This is a genomic window from Deinococcus aquatilis DSM 23025, assembly GCF_000378445.1.
GTDB classification, from domain to species: Bacteria; Deinococcota; Deinococci; order Deinococcales; family Deinococcaceae; genus Deinococcus; species Deinococcus aquatilis.
This window is the reverse complement of record NZ_KB899702.1, coordinates 19,243-34,769: the sequence shown is the minus strand read 5'-3', so window position 1 is coordinate 34,769 and position 15,527 is coordinate 19,243. Positions and strand designations below refer to the sequence as shown.

General features: G+C 62.2%; 16 protein-coding genes and 3 tRNA genes. 11 read left to right on the top strand and 8 right to left on the bottom strand.

What is annotated here, in order from left to right; translation table 11 throughout:
• Nucleotides 1–372: 372 nt before the first annotated feature.
• Nucleotides 373–615, bottom strand: coding sequence for a hypothetical protein (locus tag F561_RS0106275; RefSeq protein ID WP_019009098.1), 243 nt, complete (start codon nt 613–615; stop codon nt 373–375).
• 267 nt (nt 616–882) lie between these two features.
• Here F561_RS0106275 and F561_RS0106265 point away from each other — a divergent pair, with 267 nt between their 5' ends.
• Nucleotides 883–1,428 (top strand): hypothetical protein, encoded by a 546-nt coding sequence (locus F561_RS0106265; RefSeq protein ID WP_019009096.1) that lies wholly within the window; start codon nt 883–885, stop codon nt 1,426–1,428.
• 181 nt (nt 1,429–1,609) lie between these two features.
• A complete protein-coding gene (locus tag F561_RS0106260) occupies nt 1,610–2,185 on the top strand; it encodes a hypothetical protein (protein WP_019009095.1) in 576 nt (191 codons plus the stop codon).
• Nucleotides 2,186–2,197: 12 nt separating this feature from the next.
• Here the strand turns inward: F561_RS0106260 and F561_RS0106255 are convergent, their stop codons facing one another.
• Complete coding sequence (locus F561_RS0106255) at nt 2,198–2,443, bottom strand: hypothetical protein (RefSeq protein ID WP_019009094.1); 246 nt, start codon at nt 2,441–2,443, stop codon at nt 2,198–2,200.
• Nucleotides 2,444–2,604: 161 nt separating this feature from the next.
• Between F561_RS0106255 and F561_RS0106250 the strand changes: the two genes are divergently transcribed.
• The 6 genes from F561_RS0106250 (at nt 2,605) to F561_RS0106225 (ending at nt 5,570) form a co-directional block, all read left to right on the top strand.
• Nucleotides 2,605–3,522: an alpha/beta fold hydrolase gene (locus F561_RS0106250; RefSeq protein ID WP_019009093.1), complete on the top strand. Its 918-nt coding sequence runs from the start codon at nt 2,605–2,607 to the stop codon at nt 3,520–3,522.
• Nucleotides 3,523–3,681: 159 nt separating this feature from the next.
• Entirely contained in the window at nt 3,682–4,287 is a 606-nt protein-coding gene (locus F561_RS0106245; protein ID WP_019009092.1) for a hypothetical protein, read from the top strand.
• A gap of 82 nt (nt 4,288–4,369) precedes the next feature.
• Nucleotides 4,370–5,143 carry a metallophosphoesterase gene (locus tag F561_RS0106240; RefSeq protein ID WP_026298635.1) on the top strand — a complete coding sequence of 258 codons (774 nt, stop codon included), beginning with the start codon at nt 4,370–4,372 and terminating at the stop codon, nt 5,141–5,143.
• 135 nt (nt 5,144–5,278) lie between these two features.
• Nucleotides 5,279–5,354: transfer RNA gene (locus tag F561_RS0106235), tRNA-Asp, on the top strand.
• 23 nt (nt 5,355–5,377) lie between these two features.
• Nucleotides 5,378–5,453, top strand: a tRNA-Phe gene (locus F561_RS0106230).
• A 42-nt stretch (nt 5,454–5,495) separates the two neighbouring features.
• Nucleotides 5,496–5,570, top strand: a tRNA-Thr gene (locus tag F561_RS0106225).
• A gap of 619 nt (nt 5,571–6,189) precedes the next feature.
• On the opposite strand, the gene F561_RS0106220 is transcribed toward F561_RS0106225, so the two are convergent.
• The 5 genes from F561_RS0106220 to pyrE all read right to left on the bottom strand — a co-directional run bounded on the left by F561_RS0106220 (nt 6,190) and on the right by pyrE (nt 11,244).
• Nucleotides 6,190–7,017: an ATP-binding cassette domain-containing protein gene (locus F561_RS0106220; RefSeq protein WP_026298634.1), complete on the bottom strand. Its 828-nt coding sequence runs from the start codon at nt 7,015–7,017 to the stop codon at nt 6,190–6,192.
• Nucleotides 7,018–7,020: 3 nt separating this feature from the next.
• Complete coding sequence (locus tag F561_RS0106215) at nt 7,021–8,001, bottom strand: ABC transporter permease (RefSeq protein ID WP_019009089.1); 981 nt, start codon at nt 7,999–8,001, stop codon at nt 7,021–7,023.
• 145 nt (nt 8,002–8,146) lie between these two features.
• Nucleotides 8,147–9,160: a sugar ABC transporter substrate-binding protein gene (locus F561_RS0106210; protein ID WP_019009088.1), complete on the bottom strand. Its 1,014-nt coding sequence runs from the start codon at nt 9,158–9,160 to the stop codon at nt 8,147–8,149.
• Nucleotides 9,161–9,228: 68 nt separating this feature from the next.
• Nucleotides 9,229–10,260 (bottom strand): LacI family DNA-binding transcriptional regulator, encoded by a 1,032-nt coding sequence (locus F561_RS0106205; RefSeq protein WP_026298633.1) that lies wholly within the window; start codon nt 10,258–10,260, stop codon nt 9,229–9,231.
• 411 nt (nt 10,261–10,671) lie between these two features.
• Nucleotides 10,672–11,244: an orotate phosphoribosyltransferase gene (gene pyrE, locus F561_RS0106200; protein WP_019009086.1), complete on the bottom strand. Its 573-nt coding sequence runs from the start codon at nt 11,242–11,244 to the stop codon at nt 10,672–10,674.
• A gap of 50 nt (nt 11,245–11,294) precedes the next feature.
• Between pyrE and F561_RS0106195 the strand changes: the two genes are divergently transcribed.
• The 3 genes from F561_RS0106195 (at nt 11,295) to F561_RS0106185 (ending at nt 13,594) form a co-directional block, all read left to right on the top strand.
• A complete protein-coding gene (locus F561_RS0106195; RefSeq protein ID WP_019009085.1) occupies nt 11,295–11,501 on the top strand; it encodes a helix-turn-helix domain-containing protein in 207 nt (68 codons plus the stop codon).
• Nucleotides 11,502–11,864: 363 nt separating this feature from the next.
• Entirely contained in the window at nt 11,865–12,605 is a 741-nt protein-coding gene (locus F561_RS0106190; RefSeq protein ID WP_019009084.1) for a ribonuclease HI, read from the top strand.
• 131 nt (nt 12,606–12,736) lie between these two features.
• Entirely contained in the window at nt 12,737–13,594 is an 858-nt protein-coding gene (locus tag F561_RS0106185) for a 4-(cytidine 5'-diphospho)-2-C-methyl-D-erythritol kinase (RefSeq protein ID WP_157451615.1), read from the top strand.
• A 99-nt stretch (nt 13,595–13,693) separates the two neighbouring features.
• Here the strand turns inward: F561_RS0106185 and F561_RS0106180 are convergent, their stop codons facing one another.
• On the bottom strand, nt 13,694–15,478 hold the full coding sequence (locus F561_RS0106180) for a hypothetical protein (protein ID WP_019009082.1): 1,785 nt from the start codon (nt 15,476–15,478) through the stop codon (nt 13,694–13,696).
• Between the last annotated feature and the right edge of the window lie 49 nt (nt 15,479–15,527).

Genomic DNA, 15,527 nt, shown 5'->3' with positions numbered 1-15,527 from the left:
GGAAAGGAAGACCTCCTCAAAGCCGTCTGGATGAGCCGCCCTGAAGCCCGGCAAGAACTGCATCAGAAGGTAGGCGTGGCGTGCTGTCCAGCCCCATCAGGCTGCCGACCAGAGCTTCTGCCTCCAACAATCGACTGTGAATAAATCGATAAAGAAGTGTATCCAGATTACATTTAAAGATGAGCTGCTTATGTAGACAGACGGTAAGTAAAGTAGAGGCCAATATAAAATGCACTGGCCCTGTTCTGACTCTTGAATTGGCAGCACCCTGGGGCTTCATCACTTTGACCACCCGCACAGGAATCGACAGAAGCAGGCCAGACCCATACAGAGTCCGGCCTGCCTGATGAAGATCAAAGTGGGAGCGTCAGCTCAGGCCCTTGGCCTCCGGCGCATGGCCAGCACGCCGCCCGCACCCGCCATCAGGCCCCCAATCGCCGCCAGACCCACCGTCAGCATCACGCTGAGACCGGGGTTGGCAGTGGTGTTGTTGCGGAGAGCCGAAGCCACGGCGTGAAGCTGGTTGATGGCGATCACGTTGGCGAACAGCAGCACCAGTGCGCCCACGATCAGCAAGACGCCCAGCACACCCATCAAGCGCGGGAAGATATTCATGCCGTCATGATAGGCCGCTCAAGCCCGCTGCGGGGCATCCTCACGGCCCTTCATTGGGCGGGGATTACGGCGGCAGTCAGGAAGATCAGAGAATGCCAGATGTCTGGAGCAACAAAGATGAGCGCCAATATCAGCACAGCAGGCCCAAGCGATTTTTGGACATCACTTAACTTCTCCTTCCCGTCAAAGGTGGGGCTGACCTCCACCTTTTGCCTGACATCTTTTGATTGATGCCCAGAGCACTATGAGTGGTGCACTCTGATGAGCATGCTGAGCAACGAAGATCGGCAGCGTATAGAGGCCGAGGAGGTAGCGGCAGCCGAGGCGCTGGCGCACAGTGCAGCCCAGTTGCGTCATCAGGAGGCAGTGCAGGCCTACCGTCAGGAAGTTCGCGCCCAGTTGCGGCCCAAGCCCACGCCCTGGTGGTGGTCACTGCGCTGGGTGCTGCCTGCCGTACCCATCATCGCGGCCACCCTGCTCCTGTTTCCCAATCTCGTGCCCCACACGGCCCCTGCCGACGATACGGCGGGCGGCATAGCCAGCTCTGCCCTGATGAACCGTTGCCAAGCGGAAGTCAGCGGTCAACTTTTGCAGGGTGAGCAGATACAGGGTGCCGAATATTCAGGCACGACTCTGTCTTCAGACGACCTGTCTTTTCCCAGTTGGCAGGAGGCATCGGAGCAATTCAGCGCCAACGCCGATGGCAAACGCTGGGACGGTTGGGTCAGGCAGGGCAACACCCGCACCGATTTCAGTTGCAGTTTTACGCTGGCCGACCAGAGTGTGGTGGCTCAACTGATTCAGGCCAATTGACCACCTAGAAGTTATTGACCACTCAGAAGTTGACGTTCTGCCTGACCCAAAACAGCGGAGGGAAGCTTTCTTCCCACGGAAACGTACTTTTTCAATACCCGCCTTGCTCAGTTCATCTCGGATCAACTTCGACCTTTGAGACGCGGCCCCGCCGACCTCACTCCGCCGCAGGAGGCACCCCATGAACCGTACCCTCAGCTTGCTGGCCCTCGTAACCCTCGGTTTTGTTTCGGCCACCGCACCTGTGCCCCCTGCGGCCACAGCGCCTGCCCCGTCCACTGCCGCCCAACCTGTGGTAGTACCGCGCCAAAAAATTGGCCTGACCTGCACCGATACCTATTTCAAATCGCCCCGTCAGAACTACCTGTTGATAGACGAAAGTTACTCGCTGTGTACCTTGCGTCTGCCGCTGGCCTTACGGCAACGGTGGCCCGGAGCGCGTACTTTCTATTTGATTCCACGGGTGTCCGCTACGTTGTATGCCAAAGATAGCCGGGGCAACGGCAAATGGCTGCCACTGTCGCCGCTGGTGAATCCGGGGACCGACGCCCTACACCGCGCCGTGGACTCGGCCACCTACGAAGCGGTAGAACTGACTGGACACTTCAAGAAGCTCAGCGATGTGGCCGGCCAGAATCGGGCCGATACCGTCAGTGCAGGCGGCAAATTGACCGTGTGTGTGGCTCCTGTCAGGTCAGGAGAAACGCCGTGTGTCACGTTTGACATCACGGCGCGGTACAAGGTGTATACGCGTTAAGACAGAGGACTATTACAGCCCTTTGTCGTCGCCCGGAGTGGTGCCGAAGCTGGTGCCCGTGCTGGCAGCGCTGTCGCTCTGGCCGGGTTGCTGGGGCACGGCTCCATCGGGGTCACGGGTATGGGTGGGGCCACCCGTGACGGTAGGGGTATCGGTCATCCCGCTTTCCGACTCGCCGGTGTACTCGGCCCGCTCGCTCATGCCGTTGCCTGCATCGTTGGGAAGGCCGCCCAGGGTGCTGTCATCGTTTTTGGTCATCTCTGTTCCTCCGTGTGTCTCATTCATAGCGTCCACTTCTGGCCTGTGCGTGACGGCAGACTAAAGAGGCACTGGGAATCGGCCTTCTCCCTGCGGGTCAGGACTCCTGATTCGACACACTGTTCCCTGTTGAACCCTGGCCCCTGCCCTAGAATGCCCGTATGACGTGGTCTGATGATGCCTTTGAAGAGCGCCTGAACGGTGCGGATCTGTATTTCGAGGTGACCGGGCCAGAGCAGACCGACGCCGACGAACCCGCCATCATCTATTTGCATGGCGGCCCCGGCTATAACAGCTATTCCTTCCGGGCACTGTTTGGAGAACGGCTGGAAGACCGCCGGGTCGTGTATCTGGATCAGCGGGGATCGGGCCGCAGTGGGCCGCTGGAAGACACCGAACAGGGCGACGCCGCGCTGGATCTGGATACGCTGGTGGCCGATGTGGAAGCCCTGCGCGATCATCTGGATCTGGGCAAGATCGTGCCGCTGGGACACGGTTTCGGGGCATTGGTGGCGCTGGAATATGCGCGGCGGCATCCCCTGACCACGGCGCGGGTGGTGGTGGTCAATCCGTGGGTGCATTTTCCCGAACTGGCCCTGACCCTGCTGGCGGAGGCCAGTGCCAGCCGCAAGGTAGCCCTTGCAGACCCTGCCCCCGACGTGATCGCCAAGGCAGCCGAGGGCCAGCATCCGATGGTGGGGAGCGCCCGCGTCGAGGCCGCCTTTGAACTGCTGAACGGGCGCGACCTGCTGAACGCCATGCAGTTTAGAGACGCGCCCAGCCGGATGCATCTGGAATTTGCCGACGCCGGAGGACAGTTGGCAGGCGGCGGCGAGGTGCAGGAAGCCCTGGTCAATCAGGGCATGTGGGAATTTGAGTACACGCCCTATCTGCAAGAGGTTCGCCGCCCCATTTTCGTGATCGCGGGTGCACATGACCGTACCAGTTACCCCGAGCAGGTGGGCTGGCTGGCCGATCTGGCCGATGCCGACGTGACGGTGCTGGACGCCGGACATTACCCGTGGATCGATGACGAGGACGCCTTTGCCGAGGCGCTGGAAGAGGCGCTGACCCGCTAAAGAGGAGCTGGGCAGTGGAGTGCAGGAGGGGGGGCGGTTCCCGGACCTCTGGGAAAAATGTGTCGCCACAATTCACAACCCTTATGGCTCCCCCAACGTAGTGCCAGCTGAGGCCTCCTCCCCTCCCCGGAGCCGACCCCACCCGCTAGACTCGGAGATATGGCCGACCTAGACCGTGTACGTGAGGCGCTGCGTGCCAGCATGACCGCTTGGGCAACGTTGGAAGTCCGGGGCGATCAGGCCCGCGTGACGCCCGCCCCCGATCCCGATTCCCTGGCCGCACTGCTTGACCGCGTGGACCCCACCTGGGGCATCGGCTGGGGCTGCGACTCCATGACGCCGCCTGTGGTGCGTGCCCGCCTGACTGTGCTGGGCGTGCAGCGCGAGGGGCTGGCGCAGGCGCACTCGCTGACCGACGCAAAGCTGGCTGCCCTTGCCGACGCTGGCCGCCTGTTTGGGGTGGGCAGCAACAGTGAAGGGCAGTGGGTGGAATATGACGCCGAAGACGGGGCCAATACTTCAGATCTGGACGTAGACGCCGACAGCGAGACTGTGTCGCTGACCGCAACCGTGCCGCTGCCGCCCGAGACACCCCGCGATCCCCAGATGGAAAAAGCCCGGCGACACATTGAGGACCTGATGGAGCAGTTGAAAGCGGCGGGCAAGGGTGGTGCGGCGGCGCGGGTGGTCCTGCGCGGTTACGGAGAAACCGTAGATGAAAGCCGGGCCATCTATAAGGAACTTCAGGGGATTCTGAAGGGCTAATACAGTATTTCTCCAGCGGAGCAAGCGGCCTTGAGGCAGAATGGAGGCCGCGGCGAGAGCCAGCACACAGGAGGCCAGGGGCGTGCAGAAGTTTATTGCCATAGGGGACGTTCACGCCGACTGGGAAGGCCTGTGGGGGGCACTTCGGGCAGCCAGTTGTGTGGATGTGGAGGGGCTGCCGACCTTGCCCGTGCGGGCAGGACTGTACCAGGTCGTTTTAATTGGCGACCTCGTGCATCCCAAGAATGTGCACGAATACGCCCGCCTGACCGGACTGCTGGACTTCGATCCCCGAGATCCTGACCACCTGTTTTTGGCTGCCCGCGAACAGGTGAAGCATCTGGAACGCCTGAAAACCTATCAGGAAGCCGCTCCACACGCGGTCCATATCATTCTGGGCAACCACGACGACGCCGTACTGAACACGTCGTATGTGTTGGGTACGACGGGCGGCATGGTGCATGTGGAATTTGACCCGGCGCATGGCGGCCTGCATCTTCCGCCCCACCTGAGCGGGTGGATTCAGGGTTTTATCCGGGAAATACGTCTGGCTGGAGTTCAGTTCGCACATGTCAGCCCCATGCCTGCTCACACCTATTACGACGACCTCTTCTATGCCGACCCCTCTACCAAACGCTGGTTCCACGAGTCGCCGGAATACGTGCAGATGGCTGGCCTGGCCTTCGGCGTGTACGGCCACACCCAACTCGAACACGGCATCTACATTCATGAAGACGAGGAAGGACGCCCAGACTTTGCCATGATTGACGCCCTGCACAGCCGCGAATACCTGGAGCTGATGCTCGATGCTGATGCTCTCAGTCCTGTTCAGAGCGTGCGAGCCGTGCCTTTTTAGTTGGGGCCGCTTCTGTATTTCAGCCGCGCGATTTATCATCCGGTTGACAAGGCGCGGGAGCGCGGCTATCCTTAACCCCGCTGCTTTTCAGTGCATTCTTTCGGGAAGCCTGAAGCGGCATACAGTTTAAGGATTGGTCCGGTAGTGTAGCGGTTAGCATATCTGCCTGTCACGCAGAAGGTCGCGGGTTCAAATCCCGTCCGGACCGCCATCCCTTTCCCTTCGGGGAATTTCGGCAAAGTAGCTCAGCTGGTAGAGCAAACGACTGAAAATCGTTGGGTCGCCGGTTCAAATCCGGCCTTTGCCACCAAGGCTTCACCTGAGCAGGTCAATGGGGAAAGTAGGACAGCGGGCCAGTGTAGCTCAGTGGTAGAGCAACTGATTCGTAATCAGTAGGTCGTCCGTTCGACCCGGATCACTGGCTCCAAGGAAATGCCCCGCCTCGCGCGGGGTTTTTGCTGTCGAAATTTTCTTCCTGAATGTTCTGAGATCTCTGATCCCAAATGGCGAGACTGCGCGAGAATTATCGGAGCGGACTGGCAAAGCGGCGAAGCAGAGCGAGTGGCAAACAGGACGGGGCCGAGGACACAGATACCGAGTTGACCCACGCCATACCGCCTGCTGACGCGGCCCCGTCCTCACCCAGAGCCGCGCATCGCTGTTCTTTCTTTGGTCTATTTTCTCAGCCGATGCCCTACCGCTTTTCGGGTCGTCTCCAGGCCCCGCAGAATGCACGCCCCAACCCGCCGCACCCAGCACCAACACGTCCAACTGCACCTGAATGACCCGCATAGCGTTCCCGATCAGCGCACCGCGCCGAGAGAAAGGACTTCCCCACCGACAGCCATCAAGGTTGCCAATCACTCAGGGCACCCTACTGATCAGGAAAGTCCGGGGCTGACGTGCCACCGCAAAAATCCGTCTACAACGGTTTTCCCACTGATATGTCCTGTAGGCCGGAGAGCTGCGTCCAAACAGAACGTGACCCCACCGACGCTTTGCCAGTGGGGTCATATTCCTGGAGTTGCAGGGTCAGCAACAGGCCATCAGTGGGCCAAGACGTCCGCGCTCAGTTGCTCAGGCTTCAGCGCTCCGGTCATCACCGATACGGTGTCGGCCATGCTGATCTTTTTGGGATTCAGCAGGGCGGCCCGCTGGCCCATGCGGTGGACATGAATCCGGTCGGCAATTTCGAACACGTGGGGCATGTTGTGGCTGATGAGGATCACGGGCAGGCCACCGTCGCGCACTTTGCGGATCAGGTCCAGCACCATGTTGCCCTCACGCACACCGAGGGCCGCCGTGGGTTCGTCCATGATGACCACATGCCGCGCAAAGGCCGCGCTGCGGGCCACCGCCACGCCCTGCCGCTGTCCACCCGAGAGGGTTTCTACCGGCTGGCTCATGCTCTTGATGGCAAATTGCAGGCCTTGCATGTGGCGCACGGCTTCTTCGTGCATCTTTTTCTTGTCCACGATCCGCAGCAACTTGGCAATCGGGCCGGATTTCAGAATCTCGCGGCCCAGAAACAGATTTTCAGCAATGGTCATGGCCGGAGCCACCGCCAAATCCTGATACACGGTTTCGATGCCCTGCCGCCGCGCATCGATGGGGCTGCGGAAGGAGACGAGCTGGCCGTCCAGAAAAATCTGGCCTTCATCGGGAACCACTGCGCCCGAAAGCGCCTTGATCATGCTGCTTTTGCCCGCGCCGTTGTCTCCGATCACGGCCAGAATCTCGCCGGGGCGCAGTTCAAAGTCGGCTCCGTTGATGGCGGTAACCTGGCCGTAGCGTTTGACCAGGCCGCGTGCTTCCATCACCAGTGGCACCGAGGAGCGGGAAGAGGTCTGGGTAGGAGTGGATTGAAGGGTCATGAGTTACGCCTTCCTTCTGGAAAACTGATCGGTGGCGACGGCCAGAATAATCAGCACGCCTGTAATGAGGATCTGGTACACGCTGTTGACGCCGCTGAGCGTGAGGCCCACACGGAACACGCCCACGATCAGCGCCCCCAGAAAGGTGCCCAGTACGTTGCCGCGCCCACCGAAGAGGCTGGTACCGCCCAGCACTACAGCAGTGATGCTCTCCAGGTTTTCGGTCTGTCCGGCGTTGGGGTCGCCTGCACCCACGCGCCCCACCAGAATCAGGGCGGCAATGCCGTACAGCAGGCCCGCCACTGCATACACGCTGATCAGCAGGCGCGTGGTAGGAATCCCGCTGAGGCGCACGGCTTCGGGGTTGTTGCCCACCGCGTAGACGTGACGGCCCGGCGCGGTTTGCGTCAGGAAGAACCACGCCAGCCCGAACAGCAGCAGCATCAGCACTGCGCCGAAGGTAAAGGGCGTGCCCAGAATGTTGAAGGTCTGGCCCAGAAAGTTGAGCGCGGGGGGCAGATTGGTGACGGTCTGGGCGTTGGAATAGATCTGGGTGGCGGCAAAGACGATGCCGTACATGCCCAGCGTGGCAATAAAGGGCGGAAGCCGCAGGCGGGTAATCAGCACGCCGTTCAGGGCACCGATGGCCGTGGTGATGATCAATCCGCACAGAATCGCCAGAATGGGCGGCATCCCCAGTTCGACGGCGAATTTGGTCATGACCACACTGCCCAGAGCCATGATCACACCGCAGCTCAGGTCAATGCCCGAAGTCAGGATCACCAGCGTCTGGCCGATGGCAATCACGGCCACAAAAGAAATCTGTTTCAGGACCAGAGACAGCGTGGTAGCCGTCAGGAAGCGGTCGGACTGCGTGGCAAAAAAGATGCAGGCCAGCAGCAGGGCGATCAAGGGCCCCAACGTAGAGAGACTGGGCAGCGCCGGACGTTTGGCAGCGGGCGGAGCGGTGGCAGGCTGAGTCATAGCGGGAACCTCTGGAAAAAACAGAAAGAGCGTGAGGGGAGAGAAAGTGCGAGAGAAAAGAAGGAAGCCAGCTTCAGAAATGGATCTGTGTTGGCTTCCTTCCTAGAGGGAACGAACGATCAGGCTTCGCCCGAAGCGCTGAAGGTTACTGGCCCCAGCAGTTGGCGAGGCCGAACTTGCTGTCGCTGCTCTTCACGCCCGCCTGCGCCTTGTTGGTGATCAGGGTCACGCCGGTATCGGTGTAGCCGCTGACTTTCTTGCCGGTTTTGGCGTAGTTCACGCCCGCAGCCACGCCCATCGCGGCCATCTTGAGGGGGTACTGCTGGCTGGTGGCCGCGATCACACCGCCGACCACGTTGCGTACGCCCGCGCAGCCGCCGTCGACCGACACGATCAACACGTCTTTTTCTTTGCCGATGGCTTTCAGGGCCTGATAGGCACCTGCGGCGGCGGGTTCATTGATGGTGTACACGAGGTTGATGTTGGGGTTGCGCTGGAGGCAGTTTTCCATGGCCGTCTGACCTTTGGCCTGATCCCCGAAGGAATCCTGAGCGCAGGCGACGCCCGTATTCACCTGATTTTTGGTGCTGGCCGTGATGCCCGACTTGCCGAAGCCTGCCAGGAATCCGTTGTGGCGGGCAATGCCCACCGGGTGGCCGGGGAACAGGTCAAGCGCGGCGATGACGGCGGTCTTGTTGCCCATCGCTTTCTTGGCCCACTGGCCGATCAGGATGCCCGCCTGGTAGTTGTTGGTGGCAAACAGGGCGTCTACAGCGCTGGTGGGTTCGGTGGGGCTGTCGAGCGCGATGACCATGACGCCAGCGGCGCGGGCTTTGGCAATCGCGGGCACGATGGCCTTGGCGTCGCTGGGCGTGATCAGGATGGTTTTGGCTCCGGCGGCCACCATGTTCTCGATGGCCGTGACCTGTCCGGCGTTGTCACCGTCGGCCTTGCCTGCGCCGGTCAGCAGCTTGGCCCCCAGACGGGTGGCTTCTTTCTGTGCACCCTCTTTCATCTTCACGAAAAATGGGTTGGTTTCGGTCTTGGTAATCAGGCCGATGATGGGCTGGGCGCTGCTCTGGGCGAGGGCCACACTGACGGCGGCGGTGGCGGTGAGGGCGAGGGTGGCGGCAACGGCGGCAAGCTTGGAGTGGCGCATGGTGGTTCTCCTGTGGGGTGAGAGGGCGGCGGGGCGGGGGCAGACAGAGAAAGCAGAAGAAAACAAAACTACGCGGTTGGAACGCAAGCGGGCGGGGCCGTGGATTGCCGCAAAATCAGTTCTGTGGGCAGTTGCACGCGGGCTGGAGAAGCGCGGGCACGGCCCGATTGCATATGGCCCAACTGGGTCACGAGGTGGTCGCAAGCCAATACGCCGAGGTCGTAAGCGGGCTGCGCCACCACTGTGAGAGGCGGGGTCATGGTTTGTGCCCAGCGCGAGTCGTCAAACCCTACGATGGAAAGTTCTTCAGGAATCTTGAGGCCCAGTTCGCGGGCAGCCAATACCGCACCCACGGTCATTTCGTTGTTGCCGACAAACAGGGCGGTGGGGCGCACAGCCGGGGGCAGACTCAGCAGGCGCAGCGCCGCTTCCCGTCCGTCTTTCTCGCGGTGTTGGCCGGGCAAGACCAGTTCAGGAAAGTAGGTCTGGCCCGATTCCTCCAGCATCTGCCGGAATCCCGCATGGCGCTCGACTGCCGTGGTGATGTCCAGCTTGCCCACGATCATGCCGATACGCGTATGGCCCAGCCCGATCAGGTGTGCCGTGGCCGCCCGCGCCCCGCCGATGTTATCTACGGTCACGGTGGTCACGCCAGTATTGCCCGTCACCCGGTCAAGCTCCACGATGGGTAGATTGGGCACCAGTTTCAGGTTCTCGTGGGTGTGCGGCGTGGGCACCACGATCAGGCCCTGCGGCAGATGCCCACGCAGGGTATCCAGTGCCCGGCGCTCTTTGCCTGCATCTTCATCGGTATTGAACAGAAAGGCAGTGTAACCGTGGCGGTCAGCAGCGTCCTGCACGCCTTTAGCCAGCATGGCATGAAAGGGATTCAGGATATCGGTCACGATGACGCCGATGGTGCGGGTTTCACGTTGGCGCAGGCTGCGGGCCAACATATTTGGCTGATAGCCCAACTGTTGCGCCGCGTTCAGCACGCGTTCGCGGGTGGTCTGGGCCACCATATCCGGGCGACTGAGTGCGCGGGAGGCAGTGGCGGCAGACACATTGGCAAGGGTGGCGACATCTTGGATACTTGACATTGCAAACGATTACACCTTTATGCGTGAATTTGAAGCCGGGAGCCGCATCCAGACGAGAAGCGGTGGTTGCAAACGATTACATTGAAGTAGCCGAAGTGTGCGCCCTCTCCCCCTGTGCTGTCAAGACTTCATGAAGGCCGCTGCTTCAGAATTCTGCTGAAAACTGGAGAACTTCCCTCCAAACACAGAGGCCGATTCTGAACATGCCGCAGCAGCACGCCAAAAAACCGCACCCATCCGGCAGGTGCGGCGATTCGGTTAAATTTTTGTACCGAGTTGAGAGGCGAAGGATGGCAGTTATGGATTCTTGCGGAGGTTGGCAACAGCTGGAAGGCTGGGCCACACAACTTGGCGAGAGTGGAGGGATGGAGTGTTGTTTTGCGGAGTCCCGAAACGGCAGCCAGGACGTCCTTAGATTTCTTGCAGGGGCCGTTCTGCCAACCAGTCCGGCACATCGGCGGGCGCGTAGGTATCGAAGGTCAGGCGCGTGAGAGCGATCAGGGGATAGCCTTCCAACGGGCCGTCTTCCTTGCGACGGTCCACGATGCAGGCAATACCCACGCAGCGCCCGCCTGCCGCTTCGGTGGCCCGCACCGCTTTCATGACGCTGCCGCCTGTGGTCAGCACGTCCTCAACGGCCACAAACGGCTCACCGGGCGAGAGGGTAAACGCCTCGCGGATTTTCATGGCGTTGCTGCCGCCTTCCATCTGCACCTTTTCCGAGAAGATGGCGCGGCCTCCAGTATGGCGGGCCACCTCGTAGGCCAGGACCACGCCGCCCATCGCGGGGCCGACGACCAACCGCGCCCCGATGTGGGCCTCACGCAGTTTTTCTGCGATGGCCTGCCCGATTCGCTCGGTCAGGTGGGGGTACTGTAAGACCGTGGTGGACTGCAAGAACTTGGGTGAATGGCGACCCGAGGCCAGCAAAAAATGCCCCTCGTGATAGGCGCCCGCTTCCTTGTAAAGCGCGAGAACATCCATGATGAAAGCAGTATCGCATTCCGGGCGAGGAGGGCAAGGCAAAATGGTCTATGGACATTCCCGGCACACCCACTACACCCCCCCATGCCATCGGTGTGCGCCGCCGTCTGCTGGGCATCCCCCTGACCACGATGGCGCAGGAAGCGGGCCTGTCGCCCGATCTGCTGGCCGCAGTCGAGCGCGGCGAATACGATCCCCGTAGTCTGCACCTCCAGGCCCAACACGTCCTGGGACGGGTATTGGACCTGAGCTTTTAAGTCGGTTGCAGTTGATTCTGAGATGACCTGAGCGGAGCGAGTATGAAGAAGGGGCGCTGGAACAGCCACTCCGATGTTCTTCAACACTCGGGACTGTCTGACTCGGGATCATGATGAAGGCGGGATACGCCACCGGGCCGCATCGCACGCTCTAAACTTCGAGTTCTAAGCAAGAAGAATTCACCCGTTTACGTTGTGTATCTGCATTGTGGAAGGGCACCGAAACTGCTCTGCTCCGCAGGTCTACGAGTTCATTCCCGATCCTGCGTCCTGTTCAGGAAATCCGCTTTGCCCACTTCATCTCCAGATAAATTTCGGCCCACTCAAGTTGTTTTTCATTTTCTTCCCCAAAGGACAACCCTGATGAACCATGCGTTCGTGGATGCCAGCTGGCACGAATTACCTGATGGGCGCGGTGTGGGCGGCTGGGGCCTGGTGCTGCTGAGGCCCGGCGATCTGCCCGCCCGATTTCAGGGACAACTGGAAGCGCCCGACAACAACGCCGCCGAACTGCGGGCCGTGCTGGAAGCCCTGCGGCATGCCCCGGAGGGTCAACCTCTCAGCGTACACACCGACAACGAAGCCGTCATCGCCTCTGTGGCGCGGGGGCGGGGGCCGTGGCTGCTGGCCGACGCCGCCCGGGAAGTGCAGGACGAGGCCGAAGCACGTGCGATTTCTCTGCGCGTGGACTACGTGACCCGCACGCGGCGGCACATGCAAGACGCCCACCACCTCGCCAACGATGCCCGGCGCGGCCTGAATACGCCGGGGCTGGATTCGCCGCACGCCGACGTGCTGATCGAACAGCGTCACAGCGTGCCCGAAGCCCGCGTCAGCCTGCGCCGGGGGCATGAGCGCGTGACCGCTCACGTCAATCTCGATCTCCTGTCGGATGTACCGCCCAGCGCACAGGCACTCCTGGCCGCCGTGACCCTGGCCCTGCCCGGCGAAACGCTGCTGGTCCGCCGGGCCAGCAAGATCGCTCAGGCGCTGTGGCAACGGCCCGAACGCGCCCTGCTGGTGGGCGCACACACCCAACTGACCCAGGCGCGGCAGACCGCAGACGGGCAGGGGGTGTCGGTGCAGTTTCAGGGGGTGGGCTAGGGCCAGGAATGAACAGGACTGGGGTGGCCGCAGGATGAATGCCCGGCCCTCAATCCTCCCTCAATCCTCATGAAGCAACCCCTCTAACCCTCCCCTTTCAACGCCCGCCCCGGTATGGGATGCTGCCCCTGATGACCCAAGTTGCCCCCACCCGCACCCAGCCCACCACCTATTTCGCCCCGGCGAAGGTGAATCTGGGCCTCAGCGTGCGCGGGCTGCGGGCCGACGGCTACCACGAACTGCACACCATCATGGTGCCGCTGAACGTGGGCGATGACCTCCAGATTCAGCCCGCGCCGACACTGACACTGTCGGTCGAGGGTGCGAACCTACCCACCGATTCCAGAAACCTGGTGTACCGGGCTGCCCGCGCCTACCTGGATGCGGCGGGCCTGCACACAGGAGCGCAGATTACCCTGACCAAACGGCTGCCCCTCGCCTCGGGCCTGGGCGGAGGCAGCAGCGACGCGGCCACCACGCTGATGGCGTTGGCGCGGCTCTATCCGGCGGGAGTGGATCTGCCCGCCCTGGCACTGAAACTGGGGGCCGACGTGCCGTTCTTTTTGATCGGACAGGCCGCCATTGCCGGGGGCGTGGGAGAGATCCTGACGCCGCTGCCCGTGCCGCGTGTGCCGCTGGTGCTGGTCAATCCGGGCGTGGAGGTCAGTGCCGCCGACGCCTACCGCTGGCTGGATGACGAGGAGGAATTCTCGCCTGCCCTGGACGTGGAGGCCATTCTGGACGCCCTGACCACCGGACGCCCCGTGCCGTACCTGAACGCCCTGCAACCCCACGTGGCCCTGCGCCATTCCCCCATTCGGGAAGCGCTGACTCTGCTGGCCGACTCGGGCCTGCACTCGCCGCTGATGAGCGGGTCGGGCAGCACCTGTTTTGCCCTCGCTGCCAGCGATGATCAGGCGCACGACGCGGCGCGGGCCATTGCAAAGCGGCAGCCGGGGTGGTGGGTGCAGACGACGGGAACGCTGTAAAAGAAGTCAGTGGTCAGTGGAAAAAGAGAAAAGCGGAGCAGGCCGGACAGTTTCCAGGCACGCCCCGCTTTTCCCACTCCCTACTGACCACTTACAGTTTTACGGCTGATACGTCTTGATAATCCCCCCGAAGCCGCCCTGCACTTTCGCGTTGTAAAACACCAGGCTGATGGGTAGATTGCTGCCACTGGCGGGCACGAAATCAATATTCAGGCGGTCTGTCTGGGGCCGCCACAGCATCACGGGTTGGTTGGGCATGAGGGCCGCCCCGGTGCGCGGCAACTTGATGGTCTGCACCAGCGGGCCGTCGGTCACGTTCATGGCCCCACGGTACAGGCCCCCGCGTGGGCTGAGGGCCACTGCCGTTCCCGCCGCGCCGTTGACTTCCAGGTCGTACAGCACGCCGTAATTGCCCATCAGGCGCACCGATTGGCCGGTCAGCATGTCGGTGCCGGTGATGGCTGGATCAAGCATGCCGTCACCGATCACGATGCGGGCGGGCAGGCTGGTCAGGTTGACCCGCAGGGTTCGCACCGCTTCGGGGAAAGTGCCGCGCACATGGCGGCCATCGCTGGGCAGATACGGAAGCTGCTGCACCAGTTGGCCGCTGACCGGCAGGGTGTCCTCGACCATCAGGAACGTCAGTTCTACGCGGCCTGTGGTCACGACGTCTTGCATCAGGTTCACGCCGCTGCCCATGCCCAGCGTGGGGCTGGCGTAGACCGCCGCGCTCTGACCGGGGGACAGCGTGAGGGTCTGACTGCCCGTGTGGGCAAAGTAATCCAGCAGCGTGACCTGTCCGAGCAGACCCTCGATGCGGGTCGGCGCAGTTTCGCCCAGCCGCTCGGTTCTTACCTCGACCGGGCGGTTTTCGGTGTTGCGGGCCAGCACGTACAGGCGGGCGGGTTTGCCCAGCGCGTTCAGGTGGTAGGCCAGCAGGCGGGCACGGCCTGCCACGCTGTCCTGGTACAGCACGCCGCTCTGGGTGGGGGCTTCGGGACTGTCACTGAACAGCAGCGGAATGCTGGGGCCGTCCACGACCTGCGGCGTCACCACCGGGTAGTTCACCACTCCCGGATCGGGAAAAGCCTCGCCGGGATCGGCATATTTCAGGGCGTAGGTAAGGGGCGAATCTATCGGCAGCCCCTCGACCCGGATGGTGCGGGTAAAGGCCGTACTTTGTAGCCCCCGCGCATTGGTCACCTGCAGGCCCACCGTGTACGTACCGGGCTGAAAATAGGCTTCCTGCCGCCCGGTCCAGCGCCGCGCAACGATATCGGAGCCATCTGGATCAAAGGGATACTCGGTAAACACGACCCGTTCGCCGGGCGCGTACACGTTCTTGTCGGTCGAAAAGCGGGCTTGAGGGGCCAGTGGATTCCCGCCGCCCCGCAGCGCGGTCAGGGTCAGGGTGCGGCCCGAATCGTCCACGCTCATATTGGCATTGAGGGCATCCGAAATGAGGCGGGCCGTGACATACAGCGTGCCTGCCGAGCTGACCACGTTGCCTTCGGGCTGAAGCTGCCCCCCCAGGGTTGCCGCGTTGCTGCGGGTATCGATGACCAATCTGCCCAGTTGCAGTTGCCCGGTGCCGATGGTCAGCGGTTGCCCCAACAGCGCCGCCGTTTCGCGCAGGGGCAGCATGGTGCGCCCCCCGATCAGGCGCGGAGAATTGACCAGTCTGGTGCTTTCGCCGTTCAGGTAGGCGGCGGTCTGGTCGGTGGTTACGGTCAACTGTGCGGCTCCCACCGAGGCGGCGGAAACGGGCGCAAAAGCGGGCGAGGCCAGCGGCGCAAGCGACAGCGTCAGGGCGGCCAGCAGGGTGTGGGTTCGTCGGCGGTGTGGCGGAACGAGACGGAGAAAAGGCAGGGTGACCACAGGCATCACGCGAGTATGCCCGCCCAAGCTGACGCGTATCTGCCGAGGTGTCCCG

What these genes read in the sequence shown, in the direction of transcription:
- F561_RS0106275 (WP_019009098.1), bottom strand. Translation starts at nt 615, where the DNA reads ATGAATATCTTCCCGCGCTTGATGGGTGTGCTGGGCGTCTTGCTGATC.
- F561_RS0106265 (WP_019009096.1), top strand. Translation starts at nt 883, where the DNA reads ATGCTGAGCAACGAAGATCGGCAGCGTATAGAGGCCGAGGAGGTAGCG.
- F561_RS0106260 (WP_019009095.1), top strand. Translation starts at nt 1,610, where the DNA reads ATGAACCGTACCCTCAGCTTGCTGGCCCTCGTAACCCTCGGTTTTGTT.
- F561_RS0106255 (WP_019009094.1), bottom strand. Translation starts at nt 2,443, where the DNA reads ATGACCAAAAACGATGACAGCACCCTGGGCGGCCTTCCCAACGATGCA.
- F561_RS0106250 (WP_019009093.1), top strand. Translation starts at nt 2,605, where the DNA reads ATGACGTGGTCTGATGATGCCTTTGAAGAGCGCCTGAACGGTGCGGAT.
- F561_RS0106245 (WP_019009092.1), top strand. Translation starts at nt 3,682, where the DNA reads ATGGCCGACCTAGACCGTGTACGTGAGGCGCTGCGTGCCAGCATGACC.
- F561_RS0106220 (WP_026298634.1), bottom strand. Translation starts at nt 7,017, where the DNA reads ATGACCCTTCAATCCACTCCTACCCAGACCTCTTCCCGCTCCTCGGTG.
- F561_RS0106215 (WP_019009089.1), bottom strand. Translation starts at nt 8,001, where the DNA reads ATGACTCAGCCTGCCACCGCTCCGCCCGCTGCCAAACGTCCGGCGCTG.
- F561_RS0106210 (WP_019009088.1), bottom strand. Translation starts at nt 9,160, where the DNA reads ATGCGCCACTCCAAGCTTGCCGCCGTTGCCGCCACCCTCGCCCTCACC.
- F561_RS0106205 (WP_026298633.1), bottom strand. Translation starts at nt 10,260, where the DNA reads ATGTCAAGTATCCAAGATGTCGCCACCCTTGCCAATGTGTCTGCCGCC.
- pyrE (WP_019009086.1), bottom strand. Translation starts at nt 11,244, where the DNA reads ATGGATGTTCTCGCGCTTTACAAGGAAGCGGGCGCCTATCACGAGGGG.
- F561_RS0106195 (WP_019009085.1), top strand. Translation starts at nt 11,295, where the DNA reads ATGGACATTCCCGGCACACCCACTACACCCCCCCATGCCATCGGTGTG.
- F561_RS0106190 (WP_019009084.1), top strand. Translation starts at nt 11,865, where the DNA reads ATGAACCATGCGTTCGTGGATGCCAGCTGGCACGAATTACCTGATGGG.
- F561_RS0106185 (WP_157451615.1), top strand. Translation starts at nt 12,737, where the DNA reads ATGACCCAAGTTGCCCCCACCCGCACCCAGCCCACCACCTATTTCGCC.
- F561_RS0106180 (WP_019009082.1), bottom strand. Translation starts at nt 15,478, where the DNA reads ATGCCTGTGGTCACCCTGCCTTTTCTCCGTCTCGTTCCGCCACACCGC.